Source organism: Arthrobacter sp. zg-Y20 (assembly GCF_030142075.1).
Lineage (GTDB): Bacteria > Actinomycetota > Actinomycetes > Actinomycetales > Micrococcaceae > Arthrobacter_B.
Map to the genome: position 1 here is coordinate 2,357,762 of NZ_CP126241.1, position 14,105 is coordinate 2,371,866.

Genomic DNA, 14,105 nt, shown 5'->3' on the forward strand with positions numbered 1-14,105 from the left:
CATGTGACGGACACCGGCTTCCGTTGTTACGGCCCGTGAACACCAGATGAAGATCTATGGCGCGGACGGGCCGTGCTTCCCGGATGGGGGGACCCTGTTCATAGACTGGGGGTATGACATCGGACAGAGGCTCCCCCGACACGAACCCAGACTTAAACCCAGGCTTAGACCCATATAAAGAGTCAAGCACGGCAACGGACAGCGACGAGATGAAGCTGGTGCTGCGCCGCGTCTTCGAATCCCAGATCCCGAACTACGGGGACTACAACCTGGTGTGTGCCACTCCCGCCGGGGACGAGGAGCCGGGTTTCTACGTCCTGGGCTACCGCTGGCGTCCAGCCGAACTGGTCTTCGCCCCGTTCGACGTCGATTCCCTGGCCGGCCTCGAGGCCCCCACCGCGGTGAACACCACCAACCTCAGCCACACTGACGAACTGGCTGCGGACGCGTATGAGGTGGGTACCAACACCGGACGCATCTTCCGGTTCAGCGTGGAGCCGCAGGCAGCACTGCCCGGGGCCGGGACGCGGATGCTGGAGCAGGCCGCGGACTGGGAGGACTTCCGTTCCTTCGTGGACTCCTACCTGGAGCTGGCCTAGCTTTCACCGGACCTGCCGGCCCACGGGCCCGGCCGGACCATATTCAACGGTTCCTCACCCCGGGCCAGCCGGCGGACCTGGCGGCGCAGGAACTCCCGGATCCGAGGTTCGAAGGCGTCGGTATTCCCGCCCCAGTGCGGGGTGATGATGGCACCGGGCGCCTGCCGCAGGGGGTGGTCTTCCGGTATGGGTTCGGGATCGAAAACATCTACGGCGGCGCGCAGCCGCCCTGACACCACCTCTTTGGTGAGCGCCTCGCTGTCCACGACGGCGCCGCGGGCCACGTTGACCACCAACCCGCCGTCGGGTAGGGCCGACAGGATCCGCGCGTCGATCAAGTGCCGGGTCTGCTCATTCAGGGGCGTGATCACCACCAGGATTTCTGCTGCCGCCGCGAGTTCCGCAAGTTCCCCGCTTCCGTGCACGGCGCCGTCGTCGTCCGTCCTGGCCGTGCTGCCCACGCGGGTGAGTTCGACGTCGAACGGACGCAGCCGTGCGGCAATCTCCCGGCCGATTCCTCCCACCCCCACCAGGAGCACGCGGCGGTCGGCCAGTCCGGGGCAGCGGACCTGCTCCCATGTGCCCTCATGCTGCCCGCGGAGCGCGGAGTCGATCCCCCGCTGCGCGGCCAGGATCAGGGTCAGTGCCATTTCCGCTGTTGCCGCCGCATGCACGCCGGCGGCGCTGGCAATGGCCGTGCCCGGTCCAACGAGTTCGGGCAGGCCGTCATAGCCGGTGGACTGGGCCTGCAGCAGGGCCAGCTGCGGGACCCGCTCCAGCGCGGAGCGGTACGCGGTGCCGGATGCGTAGGGCAGGACCACGGCATCTATGTCCGCGTAGTCAACGCCGTCGGGCTCCCCCTCGAGATCCCATACCGCGGCCCGCATTCCCTCGGGAAGCGGTTGCAGCGCGTCCAGGAGTGCGGCGGTCGGAACGGTGACGGTGCGGACAGGGCGGGCTTCGGAACGGTCCATGCCAGCCAGCGTAGCGGCGGACGCCCGGCAGTGCACCGGCTATGGACAGGGGAAAGCGGCGGCCGTACCGTCGAATTGTGCCTTCCGCCGACCGAAGGATCCCCTTGTGGCTCGAACATCGGTTTACCTCACCGCCCTTGGCATCGGTTCCGCTGCAGCAGTGTGGGCGGCCCGGAAACTGCACCGGCTGGCGGATAACGACGCCGTCCGGCTGGCGTCCGGCGGCGCCGCAGCGGGAACTCGCGTACCGCGGACCGTTTCGGCGGCGGGCCCGGCTACGCCCACGACGGTGACCACTGCCGACCCGGCCGCCAACCTTCCAGCGCGCACCTGGGTAGTGGACAACAGCGCGGATTGGGACGGAAATCCGGGGGAACTGGTGGTCCTCCCCCGGTCCCGGTCCCCCAAGGACGGCGGCACAAAGTGAAACGCACCACAAAACCGGCCCGGATTTCATTCCGCGGCAAAAGTGCTGGTAGTGTTTCATGTCGTTGCTGATGCCAACGGCGGAGAAAATTCGCCTGAAAACAGCAGTGAATACGCACCTCTAGCTCAATTGGCAGAGCAATTGACTCTTAATCAATGGGTTCCGGGTTCAAGTCCCGGGGGGTGCACCAACAAAACCGTCCGGTCAGGCGCTTCGCCTGGCCGGACGGTTTTTTGTTGTGCCGGGGGGACGCAGCCGCACGGGGCACCGTTTCGCGCAGCGGCCGCAGACGTGGTAGTGTTTCATGTCGTTGCGGAGAACAAACCGCGCCCCACGGCGCCGGATGCCAGACCGCATCAGCACGCACCTCTAGCTCAATTGGCAGAGCAATTGACTCTTAATCAATGGGTTCCGGGTTCAAGTCCCGGGGGGTGCACCAACCGGAAACCGCCCGGCAGGAGATTCTCCTGCCGGGCGGTTTTTTGTGTCTAGGCCGGGGCACGCCAAATATATGGCGTGGTGGTGGAGACCTTCACGAAACCGGAGCGCTCAAGGATGGGCCGGGAGTACGGTGTCGAGTCGCTGTGGATCAGTGTCTTACCCATTGCCAGGGCGGACCGCGCGCGGGCTGCGGTGAGGGCACGGTAGATACCCCGGCCCCGCCACGCCGGCAGGGTGGCGCCACCCCAGATGCCGGCAAAGTCCGTGCCGGGAACAGGTTCAAGGCGTCCGGCGCTGACAATCTCTGCCCCGCATTCGGCCACCCAGAGTTCCATTCCGTCGGCATGGGACAGCCGGCGCAGGAGGGAGTCCGCAGTTGCGGTGGAAACCGGATCCCCGAAGACCCCGTCCGCCATTGCACTCATGGCACGGACATCTTCCTCTTCGGTGACCTGCCGGAGGGCAACGCCAACAGGCAGCGGGACGTCAACGGCGAGGTCCGCTGCGCGGCCGATCATGATGGACTCGGATTCCTCCGGCTCAAACCCGTTACCAACCAGTGCAACATGCAGTCCGGGAGCCCAGTCATGCCCGCGGGACTTCCACTCGATGTGCCGGATCGCCGGATTGTTCCGGTAATACTCGAGGGCGCCGGCCACCCAGCCGGCTATGGTGCCGGCGTCGGCGCCGTCCAGGCCGGCATAGGTGATGAATCCCCGTCCGCCGTCGAACGTCACCAGGCGCAGCGGTCCAAGCTGTTCGACGTCGAGGGCGGACGGAGTCTCCGCGTCCGTGCGCAGCTGCCGGTCATAGGCGGCAAGAAGCTCTGCTGAAGTGGTCATGACTGGCCACCCTACCGTGGTCCGCCCCAGACTCAGTTTCCCTTGACGTTCACAATCTGGTGCAGCACGTGCCGCACCGAAACCAGGTCCCCGGCATCCTCCATCACTGCGTCTATGTCCTTATAAGCCGCCGGGATTTCATCGATGAACGCGGGAGTGTCCCGGTACTCGATTCCCCGCATTGCCTTCCGCAGCTGTTCCTGGCTGAAGGTTTTGCGTGCCCGGGTGCGGGAGTACTGCCGGCCTGCCCCGTGCGGCGCGGAGTTCAGGGACGGAGGGTAGCCCTTGCCCTCCACCACGTAGGACGCGGTACCCATGGATCCGGGAATGAGTCCAGGGCGGCCGGGGGAAGCATCAATGGCTCCCTTGCGGGACAGCCAGACCCTTTTTCCGTAGTGCTCTTCCACCTCGGTGTAGTTGTGGTGGCAGTTGATCCGCTCTGCTTCCTGCACCGGTCCGCCGGTCCACTCCCGGAAGCAGGCCATCACCCTGTCCATCATTTCCTCCCGGTTCAGCAGGGCGAATTTCTGCGCCCACATCAGCTCCGCAATGTAACGGTCAAACTCCTCAGTGCCTTCCTCCAGGTAGGCCAGGTCCCGGTCCGGCAGCTCGATGGCGCGTTTGCCGCAGTAATTCTGCGCAGCCCAGATGTGCTGCTGGGCGATCTTGTTCCCCACTCCCCTCGATCCGGAGTGCAGGAACAGCCAGACCGTATCCTCTTCATCGAGGGAAACCTCAATGAAGTGGTTGCCTGAACCCAGTGTGCCCAGCTGCAGCTGCCAGCCTTTGAGGTAGGCGCCAGGATCAAAGCCGGCGGCAGCGGCGTCGTCGGACAGGACCTGGACGCGGCGGCGTGCAGTGTCCGTCAGGGACTTGTTGCTGTGCCCGGCGGAGAGGGGAACCGCGCCCTCGATCGATGTCCGCAGCTTCCGCCGGTCCAGTCCGGCTAAGTCCGCGGCCCGGTGCCCGGTGCGCACCGCGATCATCCCGCAGCCGATATCGACGCCGACGGCGGCCGGGATCACCGCGCCAAGGGTCGGGATCACCGAGCCCACGGCGGCACCCTTGCCCAGATGGGCATCCGGCATGGAAGCCAGGTGCGGGTAGATGAACGGCATCTGCGCCGTGCGCCTGTTCTGCTCCAATGTGGCGTCATCAATGACGCCCGCAAAGTTAAGGTACTTTTCGCTCACTCTTTGTTCCATGTGCCTGCCCTTGCCCATGTGGCCGGCGGACCTGCCGCCGGCGGAGTTAAAAACAAGAGGCACATCCGGTGGATGTGCCTCTTGTCGGTGGATGTGACGCTTTGTCGATGTGTGTGACGCTGCTGTCAGCGGCCGTCTGCCGCGGGCTCCGGCAGGATTTCCAGCCCGGCTTCGGGCGGGATGGGCAGTCCGGGAACGTCCACGGCAGTCTGCCACCGGGGGCTGCCCAGTTCGGTGATGACCTTGCGCAGCTGGCTGCGCAGCGCTTCGGACATCAGCTCGCCGCCGTCAAGCAGGGTGCGCTCAATGTTCTGCGCCTCGTGCAGGGCTTCAGCGCCGCGCTCGGTAATGGTGACCATGTGGCTGCGCTTATCCAGATCATTACGGACCCGCGTGACATGGCCGTGGGTCTCCAGGCGGGCCAGGGTCTTGCCCATAGTCTGTGCCTGGACGCGCACCAACTGCGCCAGGCGGGCCTGTGTCATGGGTCCCTGCGAATCAAGGACACCCAGTGCGATCACGCCTGCATGCGTCAGGCCGATGCTGACCAGGCGTTCGTTCCAGGCGTGTTCCACCAGGCGCGCAGCGGTTGACAGCAGACGACCGGTGGGCCAGCGCTCCATATCCGGCATAAAATAAGACTCTTCCTCTAGGCTCTGGACGGCTAAGCAAACAGTCAGTTGGCTGATGATGCATCTGTCCACAGACTAGGATAGCCATCCCGCGCGGGAATGTCGCGTTTGAGTCGTACCGCGTGCCAGAACCCATTTCCAGGAGAGATTCCCATGCCACGCCTCAGCCCGGCCGAAACCGCCCCGGACTTCACCCTGCCCGCCGCCGACGGGAGCAGTGTTTCCCTGGCCGACGCGCGCGGCAGCAACACCATTGTGTACTTCTACCCCGCGGCAGCCACGCCCGGCTGCACCAAGGAAGCCTGCGACTTCCGCGACAACCTGAACAGCCTCAAGAGCGCCGGCTACACGGTCCTGGGCATCTCCCCCGACCCGGTTACGAAGCTGGAAAAGTTCGCCGCAGCGGAGAACCTCAACTTCCCGCTGCTCTCCGATCCAGACCACGCGGTGGCCGAAGCCTACGGCGCATGGGGCGAGAAAAAGAACTACGGCCGCACCTACGAAGGGCTGATCAGGTCCACTGTGGTGGTTGACCCCGAGGGCACGGTTGCCCTCGCCCAGTACAACGTCAAGGCCACCGGCCATGTTGCCAAGCTCCGGCGTGATCTGGGGCTCGACTGACCTCGGGTACACTGGAGGCTGGTTTCCCCGCTGGCCCCCGGCCGGCGGCAGAAACCACGCGCGAGTGGCGGAATTGGCAGACGCGCTGGATTTAGGTTCCAGTGTCTTCGGACGTGTGGGTTCAAGTCCCTCCTCGCGCACAAACGGCCCCGCTTAGGGCGTCCACGGCAAAAAGCCCCGGTCTTCGGACCGGGGCTTTTTGTGTTCCCCGGGCATCCCCGGGCATCCCCGGGCATCCCTTGCCGGCCCAAGGCCCGCTCCGGCGTGACCAAATCGTGACCGCGCCGGGGGTGTCCAATTTCACGTAACAGAAACACTTCGCCATTAGGCTCTGTCCATACGTTTGTGTTCCAGGACACATTCACGCCGGTTAGCCGGCAGCAGGCAACACTCGCTTAGCGTTCATCCGCCCCAGAGGAGTACCGAAACATGTTCCCAGCAGACAGAGTCCGGAAAGGCCGCACCGCGAAGAAGCGCGCGTCCGCCCTTACCGCAGGCCTTGCCCTGAGCGCTCTTGTGCTCTCGGGCTGCGCCCAGAGCAACCGTGAAGAGGGCGACGGCGGTGGCTCCGGCGACGTCGACGGCACGTTTGTCTTCGCCGCCTCATCCGATCCCAAGTCCCTTGACCCCGCCTTCGCCTCCGACGGTGAGTCCTTCCGGGTCAGCCGCCAGATCTTCGAAGGCCTGGTAGGGGTCGAACCCGGAACCGCCGACCCGGCTCCGCTGCTGGCCAAGTCCTGGGAAGTCTCCGAAGACGGCATGACCTACACGTTCGCCCTGGAGGAAGGCGTCACGTTCCACGACGGAACGGATTTCAACGCTGAAGCCGTCTGCGCAAACTTCGACCGCTGGTACAACTTCTCCGGTATCCAGCAGGCAGAAAGCCAGGCCTACTACTACGGCATGCTGTTCAAGGGCTTCTCCGACAGCCCGGACACCGCGACGTACAAGTCCTGCGAGGCGTCTTCGGACACCGAAGCCGTGATCTCGCTGAACAAGCCGTTCGCCGGGTTCGTTGCCGCCCTGTCCCTGCCGGCGTTCGCCATGCAGAGCCCCTCGGCCATGGAGGAGTTCGGTGCCAACGAGTCCTCCGGCACGGCCGAGGCACCCGAGCTGACCGAATACGCCAAGGCCCACCCCACCGGCACCGGGCCCTACAAGTTCAATGCCTGGGACGTAGGAAACCAGATCACCCTTGACCTGAACGAGGACTACTGGGGAGATGAGGAAGCACAGGTCACCGACATCATCTTCCGCGTCATCGATGATCCGCAGGCACGCCGCCAGTCGCTGGAAGCCGGCGACATTGACGGCTATGACCTGGTGGCTCCGGCCGACACCGAGCAGCTGGCCGCGGCCGGTTTCAAGGTGATCCCCCGGGATCCGTTCACCATCCTGTACCTGGGCATGAACCAGCAGGTTCCGGAACTGGCCGATGTGAAGGTTCGCCAGGCCATCTCCTACGCCATCGATAAGGAAGCGCTGGTGTCCCAGACGCTGCCCGAAGGCACGAAGGTGGCAACACAGTTCATCCCCGAGGTTGTCAACGGCTACAACGACGAGGTCACCGAGTACGCCTACGATCCGGAGAAGGCAAAGTCCCTGCTGGCCGAGGCCGGCTACCCGGACGGCTTCACCGTGGACTTCAACTACCCCACCGGCGTCTCGCGCCCCTACATGCCGACCCCTGAACAGGTCTTCACCAACCTGCAGGCCCAGCTGGCCGAGGTAGGCATCAAGGTCAACCCGCAGCCGAACAAGTGGTCCCCGGACTACCTTGACCGCGTCCAGGCCGGGTCCGATCACGGCCTGCACCTGCTGGGCTGGACCGGCGACTACAACGACACCGACAACTTTGTTGGCGTCTTCTTCGGCCAGGAGAAGCCGGAGTTCGGCTTCAACAACCCGGACATCTTCAACGCCCTGGAAGAAGCCCGCCAGGTCTCCAAGCTCGACGAGCAGACCCCGCTCTACGAGCAGATCAACGAGGACATCGCCCAGTTTGTGCCGGCCGTACCGCTGGCACACCCGGCGCCGTCGCTCGCCTTTTCCGAGCGGGTTGAGTCCTACCCCGCCAGCCCGGTGAACGACGAAGTGTTCAACCAGATCAAGCTCACCAAGTAACGCACCGGAGGCCGGGGACCCCAGTGGTCCCCGGCCTTTACGCGTGTTCCAGTCTTTTTCCCCACCAGATCCTCCAGCTTCCACGGCTGGGAAAGGACGCTCGTGCTACGAGTCATCGGCAAACGCCTGCTTATGCTGATTCCCACCCTCATAGGCCTGTCCATCCTGCTGTTCCTTTGGGTACGCAACTTGCCCGGAGGTCCGGCCACGGCCCTGCTCGGAGACAAGGCCTCACCGGAAGCCATTGCGAACATCAATAAGGCCTACGGATTTGACCGTCCCCTGATCGAGCAGTACTTCACCTACGTCGGGAAGCTCCTCAAGGGCGACTTCGGCACCTCCATCGTCACCGGGCGTTCCGTCCTGGAGGAATTCGGCACCCGTTTCCCGGCCACAGTGGAACTGGCCGTCGTTGCGCTGATCTTCGCCATCGGCATCGGCATTCCGCTCGGCTACCTGGCCGCCCGGCATTACGGACGTTTCTGGGACCACTCCTCCGTTGTCCTCTCGCTCATCGGCATCACCGTGCCGGTCTTTTTCCTGGCCTTCATTCTCAAATGGGTACTGGCCATCCAGCTGGGGTGGTTCCCCACCGACGGACGTCAGGACCCGCGGATCAATGCCACGCACGTCACGGACTTCTTTGTACTGGACGGGCTGCTGACACGGGAATGGGACGCCTCCTGGGATGCCATCCTGCACCTTGTGCTGCCGGCGATCGCCCTGGGCACCATCCCGCTGGCGATTATTGTGCGCATTACCCGCGCGTCTGTCCTGGAAGTCCAGGGTGCGGACTACGTCCGCACGGCCCGGGCGAAGGGGCTGATGGAAAAAACCATCCGCGGACGGTTCATCCTGCGCAACGCCATGCTGCCGGTCACCACCACCATCGGCCTGCAGACCGGGCTGCTGATCTCCGGCGCAGTGCTGACCGAAACCGTCTTTGCCTTCAGCGGGATAGGAAAATTCCTGAGGGACGCAATTTTTGCCCTCGACTACCCCGTGCTGCAGGGATTCATCGTCTTCATTGCCGTGGCGTACTCATTGATCAACCTGCTGGTTGACGTGTCCTACGGCTTCATCGATCCAAGGGTGCGTGTCCAGTGAGTACTACTCTGCCCCCCGCAGCAGGCGGGTCCGTTCTTCCCGAAGGTGCACCCACCGCCAAGCCGGCCGCCGAAAGCGGCATGTGGAAAGATGCCTTCCGCCGGCTTCGCCGCAATCCGGCCGCCGTTGCCGGTGCCGTAATTGTCGGTCTCTTTATCCTGGTGGCACTTCTCGCCCCGCTGCTGGCTCCGTACGGCGGCAATGACCTGCCCGGCCGCACGAACATCACCCCCACCAGCATTCCGGGACCCGGCGCCATCGACGGCTATCCGCTTGGACTGGACCGCTTCGGCGGAGATGTGCTGTCCAAGCTGCTCTGGGGCGCCCGCGCGTCGCTGATCATCGGTGTGGTTTCCACCGCCCTCGGCCTGCTGGGCGGAATGCTGCTCGGTGTCCTTGCCGGCGGCCTGGGCGGCTGGGTGGACAGCGTCATCATGCGCTTCGTGGACATCCTTCTGTCGGTTCCGAACCTGCTGCTCGCGGTCAGTATCGCCGCCATGATGGGACAGAGCTCCGCTGCGATCATGATCGCCATCGGTGTGTCCCAGGTGCCGATCTTCGCGCGGCTGCTGCGATCCTCGATGATCTCCCAGCGCAGCGCCGACTACATTCTCTCGGCGCAGACGCTGGGACTGAGCCGGCGGACCATCACCATGAGCCACCTGCTGCCCAACAGCACCGGACCGCTGATTGTCCAGGCGACGCTGACACTCGCGACTGCGGTGATCGACGCTGCAGCCCTGTCCTTCCTCGGCCTCGGCGGCGGACTGCCGCAGACCGCGGAGTGGGGGCGGATGCTCACCTATGCGCAGGCCGAACTCGGCGTGGCGCCCCAGCTGGCGTTCCTGCCGGGCATCTGCATTGCCATCACCGCGCTGGGCTTCACCCTGCTGGGCGAGTCCCTGCGGGAAGCGCTGGATCCCAAGACGCGCCGGAAGTAGCCCGGCAGTAAAGCAAAAGGTCCCACCCGCATCGGGTGGGACCTTTTGCTTTGCTACTCACTGTCTTGCCTTACTACTCACTGTCCAGGGACCGCAGATACCCGGCATTGCCCCGGATCGCCGGTTTGTACCGGTCCAGCTCCGCGGCGGAAACGTTGTCCGCCACCAGTTCCAGCATGCCTGCGAGCGCGCTGTCCGCCCGGCCGCCGGCATGCAGCGTCAGCGCCTCGAAGACCCCCAGCGCCACCGAGTCCGGATATTCCCGGCGGGCCCGGGCGAACACCGCCAGGGATTCCTCCACCCGACCCAGGATCCGCAGGGTGCTCCCGTACTGCAGATAGCACCGCCGCAGGACATCGCCGTCCAGGCCGCCGGCGAGCGCACGCTCGTAGAAGCCTGCTGCAGTGTCCTCCTCCCCCGCTGTGTCATAGGCACCCCCCACTTCGTAGAGAACGCGCGGGTTCTCCGGAAAGCGCCGGTCGACGTCGAGCAGGGCCCTGATGGTCGGCTCCATCGCCTCCCGGTTCCGGGCAGCAAGGATCTGCTCCAGTTCCGCTTCCAATGCTGCTTCTTCCGCAGCCCGTCCTGCTCCCATGGCTAGGAAGCCAGCTCGCCTTCCACGTCCAGTTTGTCCTCAATGTTCAGTTCATTGCCCGGAATGGAGGCCAGGAGCCTGCGCGTGTACGGGTGGCGCGGGTTGGAGAAGACCTCTTCCGACGTCGCTGCCTCCACCAGTTCCCCGTCCTTCATCACGCAGACGTAGTCGGAGATCAGCCGGACCACGGCCAGGTCATGGGAGATAAAGAGGTAACTGAGCCCGAACTCGCGCTGCAGGTCCCCTAGCAGCTGCAGGATCTGGGCCTGGACCAGCACATCCAGCGCGGAGACCGGCTCGTCGCAGACGATCAGCTCAGGCTTGAGCGCCAGGGCACGGGCGATAGCCACGCGCTGGCGCTGCCCGCCGGAAAGCTCGGCCGGATAGCGGTGCAGCATCTCCTGCGGCAGTGCCACCTGGTCCATGAGTTCCCGGACGCGCTGCTGCCGCTCGGCCTTGTTGCCGCGGCGGTAGGTCTTCAGCGGCTCCTCAAGGATCCGCTCAATGGTGTACATGGGGTCCAGGGAGGAGTACGGGTCCTGGAAGATAGGCTGCACCCGCTGCCGGAAGTCGCGCAGCTGGACCTTGTTCAGCGACGCAACGTCCATCCCGTCGAAGGTCATGGTTCCCGACGTGGGCTCAATAAGCTTGAGCAGCATCCGCGCCGTGGTGGTCTTCCCCGAACCGGACTCCCCCACAATAGCCACGGTGCGGCCGCGCGGGATGTCCAGGGTAACGTTCCGGGCCGCATAAAAATCATCCGCCCGGCCGCGGATCTTGAAGACCTTGGTGAGGTCCCGGAATTCGACAATGTTGTCCGGGGCGGCGTCGTCCGCTGTGTCCGTTCCGGCGGCAGCTCCACTCTCCTCCGCATCCCCCGCCGCGCTGAAGGCGCCCGGGCGGAGCCGGACCGCCGCCACGCTGGGGGCGGCCCGGACCAATGACTGGGTGTACGGGTGCTGCGGGTCCTCCAGCAGCTGGCGCGCCGGTCCGGTCTCCACGACTTCACCGCGGTGCATCACCACCAGTTCGGAGGCACGCTCGGCCGCGAGCCCGAGGTCGTGGGTAATCAGCAGGACCGACGTGCCCAGTTCTTCCGTCATGCGGTCGATCTGGTCAAGGATGGTCCGCTGGACCGTTACGTCCAGCGCACTCGTGGGTTCATCGGCAATCAAGAGCCGGGGACGGCAGGCCAGGCCAATGGCGATCAGGGCCCGCTGGCGCATGCCGCCGGAAAATTCATGCGGGTACTGCTTGGCTCGTTCAGCGGCGTTGGGCAGTCCGGCGGCGGTCAGGACCTCCACAACCTTGCGGTCCACGTCCTTCGCGGTGGCCATGCCGTGCACCAGCAGCGTCTCGGCAACCTGGGTTCCGATTTTGGTCACCGGGTTCAGGTTGGACATCGGGTCCTGCGGCACCAGGCCGATGGACCGGCCCCGAATGGCCCGCATTTTCGCCTCGGGCAGTCCCACCAGTTCCTGACCGTCGAAGCGGATGCTGCCCGACGCCACTGTACCGTTGCCCGGCAGCAGGCCGATGACGGCCATAGCCGTGGTGGACTTCCCGGAGCCGGACTCCCCCACAATGGCCAGTGTCTTGCCTGCGGGCAAGGAGAACCCGGCGTTGCGGACGGCGGACACTTCGCCGTCCATGGTGCGGAAATTAACCGCGAGGTTGCTCACCTCGAGCAGGGGCGTATCAGCGCTCAAATCAGTCATTTCCCCATCCTGCCCCACCGGCACCTCTTGTGACGCGTGTCTCACCGGTGTTTACCGGTTTTTAATCATTTAGAATGGGAAATCATCAAAACGGAGGGATGGAGCGTCCCGGAGGAGTATCACCGTGACCCGATCCGACCCAGTAAAACCCGGCACAGCAGAACCCGGACGGGAACCAGCCCGGGCCAGTTCCGGCCCCAGCGGTCCTTCCCTCTCCCGCCGTTCCATCATCAGGGCCGGGGCAGCAGCGGCAGCCTTCATGCTTGCCGGCTGCACGGCCGAAGCCGCCGAAGACAAGCCCACGGCTGCAGCCGGCACGACCGCACCTACCGGCCCTTCCGCCCGCTTCACCTTCGCGACGGCGGCGCGTCCGGTCACCCTTGATCCGGCCCTCGCCTCCGACACTGAGTCCTACCGGGTCACCCGGCAGGTCCTTGAGGGGCTGGTGGGCGTGGACGCCCTGACCTCGGCCCCCACACCCCTGCTGGCCAAAAGCTGGACGCAGTCCGAGGACCGCAGGACCTATACGTTCGAACTGCGGCAGGACGTGACCTTCCACGACGGTGAGCCCTTCAACGCCGAAGCCGTACGGCGGAACTTTGAACGCTGGTACAACATGCCCGAGTCCGTGCGCACCGATTCGCTGATGTACAAGTCGGTATTCCGGGGCTACTCGGATACGCCCGCCCTCACCGTCTACAAGGACTGCGTTCCGGTAGGCGAATACACCGTCCGGGTCATCCTGACCGAGCCTCTGGAGAGCTTCATTCCCGCCCTCGCAGCACCGGCGTTCGCCATGTCATCACCGAAGGCACTGGCCGAGGCAAGCGCGGACGAGCTGACCCGGGAACTCAACGGGCGCAAGATTTCCGCCTACGGCGTCCATCCCGTAGGCACCGGCCCTTACCGCTTCGGCACATGGGACGAAGACACCATTGAACTGACGGCCTACCCGGAATACTGGGGCGAACCCGGCCAGATCGGGACCGTGGTCTTCAGGACGATCAACAGCCCCGAGGGCCGCCTGCGTGCCCTGAAGAAGCGCGAGGTGGACGGCTACGACCTGGTTACGGTGAACGACGTCGGCGAACTGGCGCGCAACGGCCAGCAGATCCAGCAGCGCGATCCGTATTCCATCCTGTACCTGGGCATCAACCAGAGCTTCCCCGGACTGGACAACGTCCTGATGCGCCGTGCGGTGGCGCACGCCATCGACAAGCCTGCCGTCCTGGACGGCCTGTTCCTCAACGGCACCAAGCCTGCCAACCAGTTCCTGCCGGAAAAGCTGGGACTGACGTCCGACTCGGCCACCGGTTACGGCTACGAACCGGAGAAGGCCAAGGAACTGCTCATCGAAGCCGGGTATGACGGCCGGGAGCTGCCGTTCTACTATCCCCGGCACGTTACCCGCAGTTACCTGCCCACGCCCGAAAAGGTCTATGCCCGGCTCAGCAGCCAGCTGACCGCTGCCGGCTTCAACATCCGCCCGGTCCCGGTGGACTGGTCCGAGGGCTACTTGGAAAAGGTGCATGGCAAGGAAGACCGGGCCTTCCACCTGCTGGGGCTGGCCGGCAGTTACGAAGCCGGCGACAACTTTGTCGGCACGCTTTTTGGGCGCTACACCGAGGAATTCGCGTTCAACGACCCGGAAGTATTCACCGGCGTCGAGAAGGCGCGCACGCTGGGCGAGGGCCAGGATCAAACTGACGCCTACCACGCGATTACCAACCGGATTTCCGAGCGCGTACCGGCTATCCCGCTCGCCTTCCCCATCTCTGCCCTGGCGCTGTCCCCCCGCGTCGCGTCCTACCCCACCAGCCCCGTCCTCCACGAAGTCTTCAACCGAATCTCCCTCGCGGACCGCTGAGGCGCCGGGGCC

At 64.9% G+C, this 14,105-nt stretch carries 13 protein-coding genes and 3 tRNA genes; 10 read left to right on the forward strand and 6 right to left on the reverse strand.

Annotated elements, in window-relative coordinates; translation table 11 throughout:
• The first annotated feature begins 209 nt into the window (after positions 1 to 209).
• The gene (locus tag QNO06_RS11335; protein WP_227914414.1) at positions 210 to 599 is read left to right on the forward strand and encodes a hypothetical protein; all 390 of its coding nucleotides are present in this window, start codon (positions 210 to 212) and stop codon (positions 597 to 599) included.
• Here the strand turns inward: QNO06_RS11335 and QNO06_RS11340 are convergent.
• The gene (locus QNO06_RS11340; protein ID WP_227914415.1) at positions 596 to 1,573 is read right to left on the reverse strand and encodes a 2-hydroxyacid dehydrogenase; all 978 of its coding nucleotides are present in this window, start codon (positions 1,571 to 1,573) and stop codon (positions 596 to 598) included. The genes QNO06_RS11335 and QNO06_RS11340 overlap by 4 nt on opposite strands.
• Positions 1,574 to 1,679: 106 nt before the next feature.
• Here QNO06_RS11340 and QNO06_RS11345 point away from each other — a divergent pair, with 106 nt between their 5' ends.
• The 3 genes from QNO06_RS11345 (at position 1,680) to QNO06_RS11355 (ending at position 2,439) form a co-directional block, all read left to right on the forward strand.
• The gene (locus tag QNO06_RS11345) at positions 1,680 to 2,000 is read left to right on the forward strand and encodes a hypothetical protein (protein ID WP_227914416.1); all 321 of its coding nucleotides are present in this window, start codon (positions 1,680 to 1,682) and stop codon (positions 1,998 to 2,000) included.
• Positions 2,001 to 2,114: 114 nt separating this feature from the next.
• Positions 2,115 to 2,190, forward strand: a tRNA-Lys gene (locus QNO06_RS11350).
• A gap of 173 nt (positions 2,191 to 2,363) precedes the next feature.
• Positions 2,364 to 2,439: transfer RNA gene (locus QNO06_RS11355), tRNA-Lys, on the forward strand.
• A 49-nt stretch (positions 2,440 to 2,488) separates the two neighbouring features.
• On the opposite strand, the gene QNO06_RS11360 is transcribed toward QNO06_RS11355, so the two are convergent.
• From QNO06_RS11360 to QNO06_RS11370, 3 genes are all read right to left on the reverse strand, one after another.
• Positions 2,489 to 3,283 carry a GNAT family N-acetyltransferase gene (locus tag QNO06_RS11360; protein ID WP_227914417.1) on the reverse strand — a complete coding sequence of 265 codons (795 nt, stop codon included), beginning with the start codon at positions 3,281 to 3,283 and terminating at the stop codon, positions 2,489 to 2,491.
• 32 nt (positions 3,284 to 3,315) lie between these two features.
• Positions 3,316 to 4,488, reverse strand: coding sequence for an RtcB family protein (locus tag QNO06_RS11365; RefSeq protein WP_227914418.1), 1,173 nt, complete (start codon positions 4,486 to 4,488; stop codon positions 3,316 to 3,318).
• Positions 4,489 to 4,613: 125 nt separating this feature from the next.
• A complete protein-coding gene (locus tag QNO06_RS11370) occupies positions 4,614 to 5,120 on the reverse strand; it encodes a MarR family winged helix-turn-helix transcriptional regulator (protein ID WP_227914419.1) in 507 nt (168 codons plus the stop codon).
• Between the two features lie 153 nt (positions 5,121 to 5,273).
• Here QNO06_RS11370 and bcp point away from each other — a divergent pair, with 153 nt between their 5' ends.
• The 5 genes from bcp to QNO06_RS11395 all read left to right on the forward strand — a co-directional run bounded on the left by bcp (position 5,274) and on the right by QNO06_RS11395 (position 9,913).
• On the forward strand, positions 5,274 to 5,741 hold the full coding sequence (gene bcp / locus QNO06_RS11375; protein ID WP_227914420.1) for a thioredoxin-dependent thiol peroxidase: 468 nt from the start codon (positions 5,274 to 5,276) through the stop codon (positions 5,739 to 5,741).
• Between the two features lie 58 nt (positions 5,742 to 5,799).
• Positions 5,800 to 5,881 (forward strand) — tRNA-Leu (locus QNO06_RS11380).
• A 289-nt stretch (positions 5,882 to 6,170) separates the two neighbouring features.
• Positions 6,171 to 7,865, forward strand: coding sequence for an ABC transporter substrate-binding protein (locus QNO06_RS11385; protein ID WP_227914422.1), 1,695 nt, complete (start codon positions 6,171 to 6,173; stop codon positions 7,863 to 7,865).
• A 102-nt stretch (positions 7,866 to 7,967) separates the two neighbouring features.
• Positions 7,968 to 8,972: an ABC transporter permease gene (locus QNO06_RS11390; protein WP_227914424.1), complete on the forward strand. Its 1,005-nt coding sequence runs from the start codon at positions 7,968 to 7,970 to the stop codon at positions 8,970 to 8,972.
• Positions 8,969 to 9,913 carry an ABC transporter permease gene (locus QNO06_RS11395; protein WP_227914426.1) on the forward strand — a complete coding sequence of 315 codons (945 nt, stop codon included), beginning with the start codon at positions 8,969 to 8,971 and terminating at the stop codon, positions 9,911 to 9,913. The genes QNO06_RS11390 and QNO06_RS11395 overlap by 4 nt, the downstream gene beginning before the upstream one ends.
• A gap of 73 nt (positions 9,914 to 9,986) precedes the next feature.
• Here QNO06_RS11395 and QNO06_RS11400 read toward each other — a convergent pair whose 3' ends face one another.
• Together QNO06_RS11400 and QNO06_RS11405 are read right to left on the reverse strand one after the other, a co-directional pair.
• Positions 9,987 to 10,508, reverse strand: a complete 522-nt coding sequence (locus QNO06_RS11400) for a tetratricopeptide repeat protein (RefSeq protein WP_227914428.1) — start codon at positions 10,506 to 10,508, stop codon at positions 9,987 to 9,989.
• Positions 10,509 to 10,510: 2 nt separating this feature from the next.
• On the reverse strand, positions 10,511 to 12,226 hold the full coding sequence (locus QNO06_RS11405) for an ABC transporter ATP-binding protein (protein WP_227914430.1): 1,716 nt from the start codon (positions 12,224 to 12,226) through the stop codon (positions 10,511 to 10,513).
• 124 nt (positions 12,227 to 12,350) lie between these two features.
• Between QNO06_RS11405 and QNO06_RS11410 the strand changes: the two genes are divergently transcribed.
• The gene (locus tag QNO06_RS11410; protein ID WP_227914432.1) at positions 12,351 to 14,093 is read left to right on the forward strand and encodes an ABC transporter substrate-binding protein; all 1,743 of its coding nucleotides are present in this window, start codon (positions 12,351 to 12,353) and stop codon (positions 14,091 to 14,093) included.
• Positions 14,094 to 14,105 lie beyond the last annotated feature (12 nt).

What these genes read in the sequence shown, in the direction of transcription:
- QNO06_RS11335 (WP_227914414.1), top strand. Translation starts at nt 210, where the DNA reads ATGAAGCTGGTGCTGCGCCGCGTCTTCGAATCCCAGATCCCGAACTAC.
- QNO06_RS11340 (WP_227914415.1), bottom strand. Translation starts at nt 1,573, where the DNA reads ATGGACCGTTCCGAAGCCCGCCCTGTCCGCACCGTCACCGTTCCGACC.
- QNO06_RS11360 (WP_227914417.1), bottom strand. Translation starts at nt 3,283, where the DNA reads ATGACCACTTCAGCAGAGCTTCTTGCCGCCTATGACCGGCAGCTGCGC.
- QNO06_RS11365 (WP_227914418.1), bottom strand. Translation starts at nt 4,488, where the DNA reads ATGGAACAAAGAGTGAGCGAAAAGTACCTTAACTTTGCGGGCGTCATT.
- QNO06_RS11370 (WP_227914419.1), bottom strand. Translation starts at nt 5,120, where the DNA reads ATGCCGGATATGGAGCGCTGGCCCACCGGTCGTCTGCTGTCAACCGCT.
- bcp (WP_227914420.1), top strand. Translation starts at nt 5,274, where the DNA reads ATGCCACGCCTCAGCCCGGCCGAAACCGCCCCGGACTTCACCCTGCCC.
- QNO06_RS11385 (WP_227914422.1), top strand. Translation starts at nt 6,171, where the DNA reads ATGTTCCCAGCAGACAGAGTCCGGAAAGGCCGCACCGCGAAGAAGCGC.
- QNO06_RS11400 (WP_227914428.1), bottom strand. Translation starts at nt 10,508, where the DNA reads ATGGGAGCAGGACGGGCTGCGGAAGAAGCAGCATTGGAAGCGGAACTG.
- QNO06_RS11405 (WP_227914430.1), bottom strand. Translation starts at nt 12,226, where the DNA reads ATGACTGATTTGAGCGCTGATACGCCCCTGCTCGAGGTGAGCAACCTC.